Here is a 13,957-nt window from a genome sequence, read left to right as displayed (position 1 = left end):
TTGCTCTAATCAACAACCCACTTATTTTGAGTAAGTTAATTTATTGATTAGTCGTTTCCATTTCCCATAGTTCTGGAAATAACATTTTTAGAATACCCATGGTTAATCGACGACCTTTACCTTTGTAAACATAAGCATGCATATGCATAGCAGGGTTAAAATTCGCTTCTAACACTGTATACCCTAAATGTTCTTGGGTACTTGGAATCGTTGGATCTGGAATAATCAAATCAATTCCACTTACTTTAGCACCAATTATTCGAGACATCTCGATAGCTGCTTGCTTATAGCTTTCCCCAATCTCATCTGTAACATCAATTGAGTCGCCTCCTGTGCTAATATTTGAATTTTCTCTCAAATAAACAATGCTGTCTGCTTCAGGAATGCTTTCTACTGTATACCCTTGTCCTTTTAACATTAACTGTTCGATTTCGCCTAACTCTATTCTTTCGAGCGGAGAACGGTGTTTCGCTTCTCCACGCAATGGATCTTCATTTTTGATAGCAACTAATTCTTTAATTGTCTTTTGTCCATCTCCTACAACATTTGCTGGTGTCCGCAGCAAAATCGCTGGAACTTCTCCATCTAAAACAAAGAAACGGTATTCTGTTCCAGGTATATACTCTTCAACTAATACAGCACTGTCTTCTTTGAAGGCTATTTCAAGCGCTCTTTCATAATCCTTTTTAGAAGGTGTTTGTTTAAATACAGAAATTCCTAATCCATAATTAGTCGATTTAGGTTTTACAACAATTTGTTTTTGTTCATACCGCCAAAATGCTGCTATCCCATCTACAAGAGTTGTGTACTCTTCGCCTGCAGGAACACGGAATCCTGCTGCATTAAGAATTTTTTTGGTTACAGTTTTATTTTCCATAATTAGTGGAGCAATATAGGAATCTTTAGATGTCATATTTCCATTTTTAACATATTCAATATGTTGATTAAAGGTTAACTTCAAGAATTGATCTTGAGCATCTAATAGTTCAACTTTTATCCCTTTTTGCAACGCATCAAATAGCAAGAGTTGAGTAGACATCTCTAATTGTTCAAAACCTGTTAAATTATAAGGTCTCTTAACTGCTTCTTTTTTATACTGTTTTGCTAATGCTAGACTAAATGCGATATATGAACCCTCTTCTTCTATACCGCTTATCATACGAGCAGCAATCGTTCGTTTAGGATCAACCATTTGCTTTCTAGCTTCTTGAATACAGCTATATGCTGATTTTGAACCATTTGTTGATTGAAGCATTTGTTCCATTTGTTCTAACAATTGTAATCCTTCTTCTTGAAACTTAGAAGTTTCTTCTGGATGTTCCATTGCCGTTAGACCATTCATTTCTTCCCCAGTTTTAATTTCATCTTCAGTGGCAGTTTCATCGATCCAAATCATGTACAAACAAAAAAGATGAATAAATTCCATCGTTTGTTTTGACATACCAAATGGATCAAAAGGGTTTAAATCAAAACTACGCAGTTCAAGATAAGAAATACCTTTCGTCAATAATTCTTCCGCTTGATGTACTCCACGAAAACGAACAGCTGAGTAAAATTCTTTTTCTTCGGATAAATATCCTTTTTTAACCATATCTTGCAAGCTGTGCACGTAGTCTTCAAGTGAATTAAATGAAACTGACACTTCAGATTGATTAACGTACCCATAATGACTGCTGCGGATACTTCGAACATACTTTTGCGGAATTTCTTGATCTGTGAAAAAAGAATCATCCACGGTAGGAGAAGCGCCCAATAAATAGGTTAAAAGCCAGCGATAACGCAAGAAATTTTTTGTTAGTTTCAAATAAAGCATTGATTTAAATGAATTTTTATCTGAAAAATCAGTTTGATTTTCATATAAGCGCAAAATCAGCTGATCATCTAATTCAAAATTGTAATGCACTCCACTAATCATTTGTTTTTTCTTACCGTATTTGTGCGTCAAGACTTCTCTATATTTAACATCTTCTTTTTTATCCAACTTAGCAATAGGAATAATAGCTTCATCCGGTAGAACCATTGGCATACTGATTGGCCAAATTGATTCATCAAGAGGGATTGTTTGAAGCGCAACGTCATGCACTGCTGCCATCCAGTTGTAACTCTCTTGAATGGACGGCAATGGAGGAGTAATCAATTCTAATTGAGATTCACTAAAGTCTGTTTGAATATACGGATGGAAATTTCTATTTCCAAATTCTTGCGGGTGCTTTGTTAAAGCAAGTTGTCCATTTGAGGTTACTCTTAGCCCCTCTTTTTCAATTCCAAAAAACGCTTGATAAAAAGCTTCATTTATATCTATTTCTTGTATTAGTTGTTTAACAGTCTTCATTTTACTATTCCCTCATCTAACTTATTTATTTGTCGCTCAATTTCTGCTCGAATTTTCGGCTCAGGAGCAAATCCCTTTTCCCAACTAGCTGGTTTCATTACTTTTCCATCTGGTTTTCTATATCGCGGTTTACCGTCTGGAAAAATTTTTCCCATATTTGCTTGATGCACAATAGAGAAAATAGGATCAGGATCAATACCCATAAGAACAAATGAACCATAATTGAAGTAGTTTGCATCGGTTAACGCATCTACTTGACCGATTAAACGGCTTGAAACCTTTTTAGGATGCTCTTTTATTTTAGCTAAAGACTCTTCAGTTGCATTCTTCCATTCTGAAACCAATGCTTCGAATTGTATTATATCTCCTTTTACGCTAGCATACAAAAATTCTAACAGTTCTTCTGTTGTAAAATTTGCTCGCTTAACGGCTTCTTCTGGCGTTAACGCTTGTGGTTCTTTTTTTTGCCGTTTACCAAACACTTCATGAAACTCTTGAACTTGTTCAAATGGAGATAATTTAGTCATATTTTAGCCTTCTTTCTGGTGAAAATTCTTCATTTATACACTGTTCCAACTTCTTTAGTTCTTTATTTCTTCACTGACTAAATGCTTTCTCAATGCTGCATTTTCCGATTCTAATACTCTACGATGCATCTCAGAATGTTTCAAATCTGCTTGCATAATTTTTAAAAACTCACTATTATCTTGTGAATGACGTTTTGTTCTTTCAAGTTGAATTTTTTCTTCAATTAGTTTTTTTATGTCTTTTTCAAGATTCACTATTGTTTCAACTAACATTTGATTTTTTTCAATTAATGAAGCATTTTGAAAACCAATCCCTTTAATCTTTTGCTCTGTTTTTCCATCTACTAAGTTGATATAAACTAACACAAAAGCTAAACAAGCAATAATAAAAGCTAAACAAATACCAATAACATGAACTATTGGCGTTGAATACCTAAATAAAGTTAACAATAGACTCAATACAACAGTGCAGCCAAAAATAACCAAGCCAATTCGATAAGAATTCATTTTTCGTTTATTATTCAGTGCCTTTAAGTAATCTACTTTATTTTGTAAGGTCGCTTTTTCTATTTGTTCTTGTTCTATTTTTTTTCGACTTTCAAAAAAAAGTTCCTTTTCTTTTCTTTCAATAGATTCTTGGACTTGTTGTTGATACTGTTCAAACCATTCTTTTTCTTTCATTAATTTCCCTAACTCTCTATCTATTTCTTGTTGATAAACAGCTTTTTTTAACGAGAGTTCTTCTTCTACTTGCTCAGTTTTCTTGTTAGCTAGAGCAACCATTTCACTAACATCTTCTTCAGCTTTTTTAGTTAGCTTTTGAGCTTCTGTTCTTTCATTATCAAAGTGCTCAAAGGATAGTCTTTTCTTTAGTTCCACTTCTTCTTTAACCATTTCTATATCGTGTTTAACTGCTTGATACATTTTTTCTGACTGCTGAAATGTAACTGTTAAAATATCTTCTGCTTCTTGTTTAGCTTGTTGTAGAATCGCTTTTTCTTTATATGAAGCATCGATTACAAGTTTATCAACTGTTTCTTGTTGCTGTATAGTCACTAATTCTTTTTCTTTTCTTTGATTTTCCGCTATTTTTTTTACAATAATTTTAGCAGTTGTCGAGAAAAAATTAGGCCGACTTCTATTCTTAGCTTTTGATGGACTAGCAACTTGATTAAATTCTTTTTTTTCGGACATTAAAAAGTTCCTTTCCTTCAAACTTTCCTATCAATTTGATTAATCAGGTCTAATCAAATAAATGACTTCTTACACATTATCGCAAATAATCGTAGAAAAGCCAAACCAAAAATTTGAGTGATTTGCAAATATGAACAATTATGAACGAATCCCTCAAATCAAACAAACGTTCCTCTTTGTAGAAACCCAATGGTTACAGTGGTATACTAGTAATAAGAATGTTAGTAGGAGGCTACTCTTTATGAATCAACCGTTAGCTTATCGAATGAGACCTACTCATATCGATAATATTGTCGGACAGCAACATTTAGTTGGAAAAGGAAAGATCATTCGACGTATGGTAGAAGCAAAAATGCTCTCCTCAATGATTTTATACGGTCCCCCAGGAATTGGTAAAACAAGTATTGCTAGTGCAATTGCTGGCACAACGAAATTTGCTTTTAGAGTCTTAAACGCTGCTAGTGATACAAAAAAAGATTTACAAATTGTTGTGGAAGAAGCTAAAATGAGCGGTACGGTTATTTTACTTTTAGATGAAGTACATCGTCTAGATAAACCTAAGCAAGATTTTTTATTGCCACACTTGGAAAACGGACGGATCATCTTAATCGGAGCTACTACAGAAAATCCATATATTACGATTAACCCCGCCATTCGTAGTCGTACCCAAATTTTTGAGCTTAAACCTCTTTCTAATGAAGACATCCAACACGCTTTATGGAATGCTGTGAACGACTCAGAAAAAGGTTTTGGAAACGAACAAGTAACCATTACAGATGAAGCTTTGTTACACTTTTCTAGAGCTACAAATGGGGATTTAAGAAGTTCTTTGAATGGCTTAGAACTAGCTATCAAATCAACAGCTCCAGACGAAAAAGGTATTATAACAATCACTTTAGACATTGCAGAAGAATGTATCCAAAGAAAAGCTTTAACACATGATAAAGATGGTGATGCTCACTACGATGTCATCTCTGCTCTGCAAAAATCAATTCGCGGTAGTGATGTTGATGCAGCTATGCACTATCTAGCAAGACTGATTGAAGCTGGCGATTTACCGATTATTTCTAGACGCTTAATGGTTATTGCTTACGAAGATATCGGACTAGCTAATCCTTCTGCAGCTTCTAGAACAGTCACCGCCGTTCAAGCAGCTGAAAAATTAGGCTTTCCGGAAGCCAGAATCCCTTTAGCCAATGTAGTTGTTGATTTATGCTTGTCTCCAAAATCAAATTCGTCTTACGTAGCGATTGATGCAGCTTTGCAAGATGTACGGGCTGGAAAAAGTGGAGATGTACCTGATCATTTAAGGGACTCACATTATAGCGGCGCAAAAAAATTAGGACGCGGCGTAGATTATCTTTATCCTCATAGCTATCCTGGCGCTTGGGTAAATCAACAGTATTTGCCAGATAAGCTAAAAAAAGCTTCTTACTATTCTCCAAATCACACTGGGAAATACGAAGATACTTTAGCAAAACAATACGAGTCTATCAATTTCAAAAAAGGAAAAAAGAAAACAGATTAACCGTTTTCTTTGTTGTTCTAATCAACTTTATTTAAGCGTCTAATAGTCAATTAATTGACAACAATACTTGCCTATGCTAATATAAAGATAAGATTTCTGAGATGTTCGTCTTGCTCAACATGTGTTGACCGAACAATTAATATTACCTTGGGATCCAAACTGATTCAATCGGATAACAAGCCTTTTCACTTGGTAGTTAGAAGTTTGACAGCGGAGCCCACCTGCTACTTGCGGGTTCAATACTAACTGAGCATAACAACGGCATTATCGGATTTCTCTTTAAAAAGTTTAAAACTTTTAAAGCCATTCTTAATTGAATGGCTTTTTTCTTTGGTTTTAAGATTTTTAAGTATGAATAAATGGCTTTATACTTTTTAGTGTGGATAGATGAATTTAGTTCATGCTTAACACTTCTGGAGGAATAGGATTGCTTGTAGCCCTGTAAAGTATTCAATGCGAATTACATCGCTTTAACGCTTTAGCGTTTAAGCGGTGTTTGAGGCTTGAAAGTTCTTAAGACTTTAGGCTTAAGACGGTACCAGGGCTCTTACAAGCAAATCCGGCTATTCCGAAAGAACTTTTAGAAGCATTCACACTATTTGACTAAGAGCCGAATAAATTAGTTCATTAGATGGCTTTAAAGTTACCCATTCTAAAAGCAATTTCATATAAATTATTTTCATCATCTTCAAATTTCATCTTATCCTCATAAGAAATATGGTATGCTTACTTTACTATTAATTTAAAGAAAGTAGGTTTCAATATGTTATTATCTATCTTATTTTTAATTTTTTCTTTGTTACTGATTTATGCAGCATACTTTTTTTATACTGGAAAAGCTATGGTCCTTCTGACGAGTACTGGAAAAGAAACCACACCAAAAACAGCAGCATTTTTTAAGTTCTACGGCAGACTCTTTTTTATTGGCGGACTTGGCTCTCTTGTACTCGTTTTTTACCAGCTGACTTTGTTAGCTTTTGCGGTTTTACTTTTTGTTATGCTGACGATGCTTTTCTTTATCTTCGGTTTAAATAAGCGCATGTAAAACGAGCAGTATTTCCCTTCACTTAAATCATATCCACCTCTTTTCGTATTTCTATGAAAATGGATACATTTAGAGTACAATGAGATTAGGAAGAAATAATTCATTTATTTTATCATGAGAAATGGAGTGGATGTATATGTTACAACAATACAATCGAATTTTAGTTGCTGTGGATGGTTCGACTGAGGCTGAAATAGCTTTTAAAAAGGCTGTACAAGTTGCAGTTCGTAACTCTGCTACGTTAGTTCTTGCACATGTTATTGATACTCGGGCGTTTCAAAGCATTTCAACCTTTGATGGTGCTATGGCTGATAAAGCAAGTGAACAAGCTAAAAACACCTTAGAAGAATATGTCCGTTATGCAAAAAATCATCGTGTTCAAGATATTACTTATTCAATTGAATATGGCTCTCCAAAAGTGTTAATTGCAAAACAAATTCCGGAAGATCAAAAAATTGATTTGATTTTATTGGGAGCAACTGGTTTAAATGCAGTAGAACGGATCTTTATAGGATCTGTTTCAGAATATGTTATTCGACATGCTAATTGTGACGTATTAATCGTTCGGACAGATTTAGACAATAAAAAAGGCTAATGTTTACTAGACAAACAAAAAAAACAACCAAAATTATTTGGTTGTTTTTTTGTTGTTTTTATTATGCGCGTAATCTTTCAACATCGCGAGCAATCATAATTTCTTCATCTGTTGGTATCAATAGTACTTTAACTTTTGATTCTGGAGTAGATATAATACGTTCTTTTCCACGTACATTATTTGCTTCAGGATCAATTTCAGCACCAAACCAATTCATGCCATCAATAATAATTTGACGCGTTTCTGGAGAATTTTCGCCAATTCCAGCAGTAAAGACAATTGCGTCAGCACCATTTAAAATTGCAAAATATTGACCAATGTATTTTTGAACACGGTTATAAAAAATGTCTAATGATGTTTGAGCATCTTCATTTCCTTTTTCAGCTTCATCTTCAACATCACGCATATCGCTTGAAACATGAGAAAGACCTAGTAAACCTGATTTGTTATTTAAGATATAAATCATATCATTAATATCAGTGATATTTAATTTATCCATTAAGAATGGCAATAATGATGCATCGATATCACCAGTACGCGTACCCATTGTGATTCCAGCTAAAGGAGTGAATCCCATTGATGTATCAATTGATTTTCCACCTTTAACAGCTGTTATAGATCCACCGTTTCCTAAGTGACATGTAATCAGTTTTGTGTCTTCAAGTGGTTTGCCTAACATTTCAGCTGCACGTTCTGAAACATATTTATGTGAAGTACCGTGAGCACCATATTTACGTGCTGCGAAGTCTGTATAGTATTCCATTGGAAGACTATACAAATAATTTTCTTTAGGCATTGTTGTATGGAAAGATGTGTCAAATACAGCTACACTAGTAATATTTGGTAGAAGTTTTTTGAATGCTTTGATTCCTGTAGCATTTGCTGGGTTGTGTAACGGAGCAAATTCAGCTAAGCCTTCGATTTGAGCTAACACTTCATCAGTAATTAATGCAGAATCTTTAAATAATTCTCCACCAGCTACTACACGGTGTCCTACTCCTGTAATTTCTTCGTAGTTTGCAATCACTTTTAATTCAATTAATTTATCTAAAACCATTTGAATAGCAATTTCATGGTTTGCAATATCTTCAACCACTTTGTATTTTTCACCGGCATATTTCGTAGTAAAAATTGAATTATTCAAACCAATTCTTTCGATTATTCCTGAAGCGATTTCTTCTTCAGCTGGCATTTCATATAATGTGAATTTCAAACTTGAACTACCTGCATTAATTGCAATTGTTTTTGGCATATTTTTTCCATCTCCTAATGTAAATTTTTAAATATTTTCTTTTTTCCAACTATCTACTTCTTGCATAAATTGAAGCATGGCTTTTTGATTTTTAAAGTCTGGAATTTGTGCTAACAAAACTTGTTTAGCTTGTTTAGCATTGTTCCCTTTCTTTTGGATCAAAAGAATTGATTTTCTGGAGTTTTTAGTCTTAAATAACTCATTTGGTAGATTTAACATCCCTTGTAAAAACGATTCTTCTTGAATCATCTTCATCAGTCCAGGTGTCTCATCTGTCTCAAATAACTGAGCAGGAACTAAAAAGATTCCAAATCCGCCATCTTTCAAATAATGTAAGCTTTGTTCAATGAATAAATGATGCGCATAAGAATGACCCTCTTTTGCAGCTGTTTTGTATTTACTGACTTTTTCGTCCAATGGATAATAACCAACGGGCAAGTCACTCACAACAACGTCTACAGGATCCATTAACAAGTCTTGTAACGCATCTTGATGAGTCAACGTAACTTTTTGCCTTTGCATAGTTGTGCTAACTGACGCAAGGGTTAGAAGCAAATCATCGTTATCGATACCTTCTGCCTCTACCAAAATGTTTTTTGAAACTAATCCATTATAAACAGTTGATAATAGATTTCCCATCCCAACAGCTGGATCAAGTAACCGAATTTTCTCTAGTTTTCCACTAATTAATTTTTCAATTAGATAGTTTAAAATAAAGCCAATCGCATCTGGTGTCATCTGGTGATTGGGTTGCAATGCATCTGTCTTTGAAGCTTTCAAAAGAGCTAATTGAATTGCTTTTCGAATGTCTTCAGATTCCATGTTATCTATTGAAACTTCTTTATATAGTTGCGTCAATTTTCCAACTATTTCATCTGAAGGAAAACCATCAATCTGATGAGGAATCTTATTAACGAGAATATTTTCACCAGTTTCTGAAAGAGCCTCTAGATAAGAAACATCTAATTCCTTTTGCAAAAGTTGGACTGAAGCGTCCAATTGATTAAATAACTGTTCAATTTCTTTTTGAGACACTAATTTCAACCTCTTTCTTTTTTTCTTACAACGTCTTGGTATTAGTCATGTAAGAAATGAAATGAGTCATCTATTAAAACGGCACTACTCTTCCATTCTAACGAATAACTTGTAAGGTTTCAAGCATGAGCTTAGTTTATTTTCAAAAGCAAATTTAAGCTTTTTAATATCCTTTATTCTTTTTGAAGTTTTCATCGTAACCGTCAAAAAAGCTCTTCTAAGAATAGAAGAGCTTTTCATTTTAAATTATTGAGCTGCTGGATAAACAGAAACTTGTTTTTTGTCGCGGCCTTTGCGTTCGAAACGAACAACTCCGTCACATTTTGCAAACAAAGTATCGTCTCCACCAATTCCAACGTTAACACCTGGATAAATTTTAGTTCCGCGTTGACGGAATAAAATTGAACCACCTGAAACAGTTTGTCCATCTGCACGTTTAGCGCCTAAACGTTTAGAGTTTGAGTCGCGTCCGTTAGTTGTAGAACCGCCACCTTTTTTATGGGCGAAGAATTGTAGATTCATTTTTAACATATGAGTTGCACCTCCTATTATAATTTTTTATTGTGCAAGTTTGACATATTTCGGATACTCTTCAACTATTCCTGTTAAAGATAATTGAAGGCTCTCCAGAAGAATCTGTGAGATTTTCAACTGTTCTTCAGTCAATTCGCTTAAAAGTTCAACGTATAAATAGCCGCCTTCAACTTCTTCATTTGTTTCTACCAATGGCGAAACACCTGATAAAACCGAAATGCTATTTGTTGTTCCTATAACTAATGCTGAGACAGCCGCACAGACTATATCACTGCCGTAGGGTCCAGACTCCGCATGTCCTGTAACTTCAAAGGAAACAATATCTTCCTTATCATTACGTTTAAAGAATGCTTGAATCATATTGGAACACCACTTTCTTATGCGTTAATTGCGTTGATAACAACTTTTGTATATGGTTGACGGTGACCTTGTTTACGGTGACTATGTTTTTTAGGTTTGTAGATAAAAGTCGTAACTTTCTTTTGAAGACCATGTTTTTCAACAGTACCTTCAACAGTAGCTCCTACAATAGTTGGAGCTCCAACTTTTGTTTCTTCTCCACCAATTAAGACAACTTCTTCAAAGACTACAGTTTCACCAGCTTCAACATTCAATTTTTCAATGTAGATTTCTTGGCCAACTTCAACTTTAATTTGTTTTCCACCTGTTTTAATAATTGCGTACATTCTTTCGCACCTCCTTGTTAGACTTAGACTCGCCATCATGAGCGCCATAAAGGACTTAAACTCATTCCCGTGCGGTTGTAGTTGTGGTGCTACACATTTACAACATTAACATCATACCAAATTGCATGTCCTTCGTCAATAAATACTTTAACCAAATCTTTAAAAATAGCAAAACAAGTGTATTTTCAATTCTTTTTAGCGTAAAAATTCATCTGAAGAGACAACTCTTGTTCCAAATTTTTCTGCAAACTCTATATCATGCGTGACAATTAAGATACCTGTACCTGATGAGGCAATAGATTCAATCATCTTTCCAACCTCATTTGATGAATCACGATCTAATGCAGAAGTTGGTTCGTCAAAACAAAGAATCTTAGGGTTAAGCATCATAGCCCGCGCTATGGCTACACGTTGTTGTTGCCCTCCTGATAAGGTGCTTGGATAAACATCTTTTTTATCTAAAATTTTCATTTGTGTCAACAGCATCTCTGCTTTTTCAATTGCTTGTTCTTTTGTCAGTAATTTTTGATCTAATGGTGCTTCAATACAATTTTTCAAGACGGTTAGATTAGGAAATAATTGATAATCTTGAAACACCATACCGATTTGATTGTTGTAGACCATTCGTTCTTTACTTGAAACATATTCTGTTTTATCTTCAGTCGTTTCACGACATAAATAATTTTCATCAATCGCAATCGTTCCATTATCTGCTTTTTCAAGTTGATTAAGGACTCTCATTAACGTCGTTTTCCCGGTACCTGATTTACCAACAAGCGTGACAATTTCTCCAGCTTCGATAGTGAAATTAAAATTTCTTAACACATCTATTCCATTGAACTGTTTGGTTAGATTAGTTGCTTTCAATCCCATTCCCAATCATCTCCTTTAATAATTCGACTTTTTCTCGATCGCATTTAGTAACAAGGTTACTAATCCAGTTACTATTAAATATATTGCACCAACCGCTGCATAAGGTATTAAAGAGGCATAGGTATTAGCTGCAATCTGACCTGCTCGTAATAATTCACCGATTCCTAAAATATAAATAAGAGAAGTATCTTTAACTAGTGCAATGACTTCATTTCCTACTGAAGGCAGTACAACACGCATGACTTGTGGAATAATAATTTTTCTAAATCCATTTATTTTCCCAATCCCTAATACTTTTATGGCTTCAAATTGACCTTTTGGAATAGAAAGAATACCTCCACGGAATATTTCTGCATAATACGCTGCATAGTTAATTGTGAAAGTGAACACGGCTGCTGTAAAACGGTCGAATGTTATGCCAACTAGAGGCAGCCCGAAGAATACAATCATTAATTGCAAAAGCAATGGCGTCCCTCTCATAATATAGATATAAACTTGTATGATCCACGATAACCATTTTGGAGCATACACTCTTACGCAAGCAATTAAAAATCCTAGTGGAATAGTTATCACAACGATAATTAAAAATAGTAATAGTGTTGTTTTTAATCCATCCAATAAACTAGGGGTTATCTCAGCAATTAAATCCATTATTTATCCACTCTTTTCTTTATTTAATTTTATTCTGTGATCCATTTACTTTTTATTTCGTCCAGTGTTCCATCTTTTTCCATTTCAGTTAAAGTCGCATTCAACTTTTCTAAAAAGACTGTGTCTGTCTTTCTAACCCCTACTGCAGTATCTTCCTCCGCAAAACTTTCATCTAGAACACGGTATTTCTGAGCACCTTTTTGTTTCATTGTATAGCGTGCATATATTTCACTCACTGCAATAGCGTCACTTCTGTTGCTATCCAAGTCATTAAACACGTCATTGTATGACGGATATTGAATAATTTCTCCATTTGCAAAGGTATCGACAATTCCACTTTCATGGTTCATTAATAAATCAACTGTACTAGAAGACTGTTGGGCAGCCACTGTTTTTCCTTTTAGATCATCCCATGTTTGTATCGGGCTATCTTCTAATACAACAAAAATTTGTCCTCCACCAGTATAAGGAATACTAAAATTCACTTTTTCTTTACGCTCTTGGGTAACAGAATACCCATTCCAGATGGCATCAATATTGCCAGCGTTTAATTCAGTTTCTTTCATGGCCCAATCGATTGGTTGAAATTCAATCGTCAACTCAAGGCGTTTAGCTACTTCTGTTGCCAAATCAATATCTAGTCCCACTAAATTACCTTTACTGTCGCGAAATCCCATTGGTACAAACGTATCATCTAAGCCCACTATAAAAGTATCCCCTGGTTCACCTAAAAACACATCTTTAGCTTCAGTTGTTGTCTTCGAAGTACTACCACATGCTACCAGAAGAAAGGAAGCAGCAAACACGCTTAATATCATCATTAATTTCTTCATTACTTCTCTCCTCCTTAGAATTATAAATTAAGCTAATTGTTTTAGGATAGAATATGCTTGTCTATCCTATTTATTCAGCAAACCATTTTGCATAGATTTCATCAAATGTGCCATCAGTTTTCATTTCATCTAAAGCATCATTGATAGCTTCTGTTAATTTATCGTCTTCTTTACGCGTACCAACTGCATATTCTTCTTCGCCAAAGTTATCTTCTAATACGCGATAACTAATCTCTTCATTTTGCTTCATGTAGTAACGACCTAACGTTTCATCAACAACGATTGCGTCACTTCTTCCGGAAGCTAAATCATTGAAAACATCATTATTGGAAGGATAAAGAACAACTTCTTGGTTAGCGAATTTTTCTATTATTTTCGACTCATCTGCATTAATAGCATCTACTGCACTAGAAGATTGTTGGGCAGCTACTACTTTCCCACTTAAATCTTCCTTAGTTTGAATGTCGCTATCTTCTAAAACAATAATAATTTGACTGTTTTCTAAATAGGGTGAACTAAAATCAACTTGTTTTTTTCTTTCATCCGTAATAGTATAACCATTCCATATCACATCAATGTTATCACTTTTTAACTCTGTTTCTTTTAAAGCCCAATCAATCGCTTGAAATTCGACTTCTACATCCAATTTTTCAGCTACTACATTTGCCAAATCCACGTCGAAACCGACGATATCTCCATTACTATCACGAAAACCCATTGGAGCAAATGTGTCATCTAGACCTACAACTAAGGTACCTTCTTCTTTAATTTGATCGAATGAATCTTTTGCTGTTTCTTCTGCTCCACATCCTGCTAATATTCCTACCATTCCTAAACCTAAAACTACCTTTGTCATTGTATTTTTCATTTTA

The 13,957-nt window shown here is 34.4% G+C and carries 15 protein-coding genes, 1 other RNA gene and 1 other annotated feature; of the genes, 4 read left to right on the top strand and 12 right to left on the bottom strand.

Going from position 1 to position 13,957, the window contains the following annotated elements; genetic code table 11:
* Positions 1-40: 40 nt before the first annotated feature.
* From gshAB to BP18_RS04035, 3 genes are read right to left on the bottom strand one after another with little or no spacing between them, the layout of a single operon-like run.
* Positions 41-2,332 carry a bifunctional glutamate--cysteine ligase GshA/glutathione synthetase GshB gene (gene gshAB / locus BP18_RS04045; protein ID WP_029276162.1) on the bottom strand — a complete coding sequence of 764 codons (2,292 nt, stop codon included), beginning with the start codon at positions 2,330-2,332 and terminating at the stop codon, positions 41-43.
* A complete protein-coding gene (locus tag BP18_RS04040) occupies positions 2,329-2,859 on the bottom strand; it encodes a pyrophosphohydrolase domain-containing protein (RefSeq protein WP_029276164.1) in 531 nt (176 codons plus the stop codon). The genes gshAB and BP18_RS04040 overlap by 4 nt, the downstream gene beginning before the upstream one ends.
* A gap of 54 nt (positions 2,860-2,913) precedes the next feature.
* Positions 2,914-4,053, bottom strand: coding sequence for a hypothetical protein (locus BP18_RS04035; RefSeq protein ID WP_007722599.1), 1,140 nt, complete (start codon positions 4,051-4,053; stop codon positions 2,914-2,916).
* 241 nt (positions 4,054-4,294) lie between these two features.
* Here BP18_RS04035 and BP18_RS04030 point away from each other — a divergent pair, with 241 nt between their 5' ends.
* The 4 genes from BP18_RS04030 (at position 4,295) to BP18_RS04020 (ending at position 7,221) form a co-directional block, all read left to right on the top strand.
* Positions 4,295-5,581 carry a replication-associated recombination protein A gene (locus tag BP18_RS04030; protein WP_007722601.1) on the top strand — a complete coding sequence of 429 codons (1,287 nt, stop codon included), beginning with the start codon at positions 4,295-4,297 and terminating at the stop codon, positions 5,579-5,581.
* 90 nt (positions 5,582-5,671) lie between these two features.
* Positions 5,672-5,859: non-coding RNA, 6S RNA (gene ssrS / locus BP18_RS12405), on the top strand.
* Positions 5,860-6,344: 485 nt separating this feature from the next.
* Positions 6,345-6,626: a hypothetical protein gene (locus BP18_RS04025; RefSeq protein ID WP_007722605.1), complete on the top strand. Its 282-nt coding sequence runs from the start codon at positions 6,345-6,347 to the stop codon at positions 6,624-6,626.
* Between the two features lie 136 nt (positions 6,627-6,762).
* Positions 6,763-7,221, top strand: a complete 459-nt coding sequence (locus tag BP18_RS04020; RefSeq protein ID WP_007722606.1) for a universal stress protein — start codon at positions 6,763-6,765, stop codon at positions 7,219-7,221.
* A 61-nt stretch (positions 7,222-7,282) separates the two neighbouring features.
* Here the strand turns inward: BP18_RS04020 and BP18_RS04015 are convergent, their stop codons facing one another.
* From BP18_RS04015 to BP18_RS03975, 9 genes are all read right to left on the bottom strand, one after another.
* The gene (locus tag BP18_RS04015; protein WP_029278480.1) at positions 7,283-8,473 is read right to left on the bottom strand and encodes an acetate kinase; all 1,191 of its coding nucleotides are present in this window, start codon (positions 8,471-8,473) and stop codon (positions 7,283-7,285) included.
* A gap of 27 nt (positions 8,474-8,500) precedes the next feature.
* Positions 8,501-9,508, bottom strand: coding sequence for a class I SAM-dependent methyltransferase (locus tag BP18_RS04010; RefSeq protein WP_007722608.1), 1,008 nt, complete (start codon positions 9,506-9,508; stop codon positions 8,501-8,503).
* 246 nt (positions 9,509-9,754) lie between these two features.
* Positions 9,755-10,039 (bottom strand): 50S ribosomal protein L27, encoded by a 285-nt coding sequence (rpmA, locus tag BP18_RS04005; protein WP_023177465.1) that lies wholly within the window; start codon positions 10,037-10,039, stop codon positions 9,755-9,757.
* Positions 10,040-10,066: 27 nt separating this feature from the next.
* Complete coding sequence (locus tag BP18_RS04000) at positions 10,067-10,402, bottom strand: ribosomal-processing cysteine protease Prp (protein ID WP_007725930.1); 336 nt, start codon at positions 10,400-10,402, stop codon at positions 10,067-10,069.
* Between the two features lie 17 nt (positions 10,403-10,419).
* Complete coding sequence (gene rplU / locus BP18_RS03995) at positions 10,420-10,728, bottom strand: 50S ribosomal protein L21 (RefSeq protein ID WP_007725935.1); 309 nt, start codon at positions 10,726-10,728, stop codon at positions 10,420-10,422.
* Between the two features lie 15 nt (positions 10,729-10,743).
* Positions 10,744-10,815 (bottom strand) — a sequence feature (ribosomal protein L21 leader region).
* A gap of 108 nt (positions 10,816-10,923) precedes the next feature.
* Positions 10,924-11,601, bottom strand: coding sequence for an amino acid ABC transporter ATP-binding protein (locus BP18_RS03990; RefSeq protein ID WP_007725936.1), 678 nt, complete (start codon positions 11,599-11,601; stop codon positions 10,924-10,926).
* A gap of 15 nt (positions 11,602-11,616) precedes the next feature.
* Positions 11,617-12,252: an amino acid ABC transporter permease gene (locus BP18_RS03985; protein ID WP_029278483.1), complete on the bottom strand. Its 636-nt coding sequence runs from the start codon at positions 12,250-12,252 to the stop codon at positions 11,617-11,619.
* A 29-nt stretch (positions 12,253-12,281) separates the two neighbouring features.
* On the bottom strand, positions 12,282-13,085 hold the full coding sequence (locus BP18_RS03980) for an amino acid ABC transporter substrate-binding protein (protein ID WP_029278486.1): 804 nt from the start codon (positions 13,083-13,085) through the stop codon (positions 12,282-12,284).
* Between the two features lie 70 nt (positions 13,086-13,155).
* The gene (locus BP18_RS03975) at positions 13,156-13,953 is read right to left on the bottom strand and encodes an amino acid ABC transporter substrate-binding protein (RefSeq protein ID WP_029278488.1); all 798 of its coding nucleotides are present in this window, start codon (positions 13,951-13,953) and stop codon (positions 13,156-13,158) included.
* Between the last annotated feature and the right edge of the window lie 4 nt (positions 13,954-13,957).

Source organism: Carnobacterium jeotgali MS3 (assembly GCF_000745125.1).
Taxonomy (GTDB): Bacteria; Bacillota; Bacilli; order Lactobacillales; family Carnobacteriaceae; genus Carnobacterium_B; species Carnobacterium_B jeotgali.
Note: the sequence above shows the minus strand (reverse complement) of the source record. Positions and strands in the feature narration are given on the sequence as shown.

Bases quoted from the DNA above. Each gene is read 5' to 3' on its own strand.
- gshAB (WP_029276162.1), bottom strand. From the start codon at position 2,332: ATGAAGACTGTTAAACAACTAATACAAGAAATAGATATAAATGAAGCT.
- BP18_RS04040 (WP_029276164.1), bottom strand. From the start codon at position 2,859: ATGACTAAATTATCTCCATTTGAACAAGTTCAAGAGTTTCATGAAGTG.
- BP18_RS04035 (WP_007722599.1), bottom strand. From the start codon at position 4,053: ATGTCCGAAAAAAAAGAATTTAATCAAGTTGCTAGTCCATCAAAAGCT.
- BP18_RS04030 (WP_007722601.1), top strand. From the start codon at position 4,295: ATGAATCAACCGTTAGCTTATCGAATGAGACCTACTCATATCGATAAT.
- BP18_RS04025 (WP_007722605.1), top strand. From the start codon at position 6,345: ATGTTATTATCTATCTTATTTTTAATTTTTTCTTTGTTACTGATTTAT.
- BP18_RS04020 (WP_007722606.1), top strand. From the start codon at position 6,763: ATGTTACAACAATACAATCGAATTTTAGTTGCTGTGGATGGTTCGACT.
- BP18_RS04015 (WP_029278480.1), bottom strand. From the start codon at position 8,473: ATGCCAAAAACAATTGCAATTAATGCAGGTAGTTCAAGTTTGAAATTC.
- rpmA (WP_023177465.1), bottom strand. From the start codon at position 10,039: ATGTTAAAAATGAATCTACAATTCTTCGCCCATAAAAAAGGTGGCGGT.
- BP18_RS04000 (WP_007725930.1), bottom strand. From the start codon at position 10,402: ATGATTCAAGCATTCTTTAAACGTAATGATAAGGAAGATATTGTTTCC.
- rplU (WP_007725935.1), bottom strand. From the start codon at position 10,728: ATGTACGCAATTATTAAAACAGGTGGAAAACAAATTAAAGTTGAAGTT.
- BP18_RS03990 (WP_007725936.1), bottom strand. From the start codon at position 11,601: ATGGGATTGAAAGCAACTAATCTAACCAAACAGTTCAATGGAATAGAT.
- BP18_RS03985 (WP_029278483.1), bottom strand. From the start codon at position 12,252: ATGGATTTAATTGCTGAGATAACCCCTAGTTTATTGGATGGATTAAAA.
- BP18_RS03980 (WP_029278486.1), bottom strand. From the start codon at position 13,085: ATGAAGAAATTAATGATGATATTAAGCGTGTTTGCTGCTTCCTTTCTT.
- BP18_RS03975 (WP_029278488.1), bottom strand. From the start codon at position 13,953: ATGAAAAATACAATGACAAAGGTAGTTTTAGGTTTAGGAATGGTAGGA.